The sequence below is a fragment of the Desertibacillus haloalkaliphilus genome, assembly GCF_019039105.1.
GTDB classification, from domain to species: Bacteria; Bacillota; Bacilli; order Bacillales; family KJ1-10-99; genus Desertibacillus; species Desertibacillus haloalkaliphilus.
This window is the reverse complement of record NZ_JAHPIV010000198.1, coordinates 1-414: the sequence shown is the minus strand read 5'-3', so window position 1 is coordinate 414 and position 414 is coordinate 1. Positions and strand designations below refer to the sequence as shown.

Here is a 414-nt window from a genome sequence, read left to right as displayed (position 1 = left end):
AAGGAGAAGAGAAAAAAAAAGAAAAGGGAGGGGGGAAAAAAGAGAGAGAAAAGGGAAAAGGAGGGGAAAAAAAAGAAGAGGAAGGGAAAAGAGAAAAAAGAGGGGGAGAAAAGGAAAAAAAAGGGGGAGAAAAGGGGAAAAGGGAAGGGGAAAGGAAGGGGAAGGGAGGAAGAAAAAAGGGGAGAGAGAGGGAGGGAGAAAAAAAGGGAGAGAAAAGAGAGAAAAGGGGGAAGAAGGAAAGAGAGAAAGAAAAGAGGGGAAGAAGAAGAGAGGAGGGGGGGAAGGAAGGAAAAGGAGGGGAGAGAGAAAAGAAAAAAAAAAGGGGAGAAAGGGGAAAAAAAGAAAGGAAAGGGAAGGGAGAAGGAGAGAAAGGAGAAAAGAAGAGGAAAAAGGAGGGAGAAGAGGGGGGGAGAA

At 44.9% G+C, this 414-nt stretch carries 1 protein-coding gene; it reads left to right on the top strand.

Going from position 1 to position 414, the window contains the following annotated elements; translation table 11 throughout:
• Positions 1-414 (top strand): hypothetical protein (locus KH400_RS29795; RefSeq protein WP_217228127.1); only part of this gene is annotated, 414 nt, incomplete at both ends.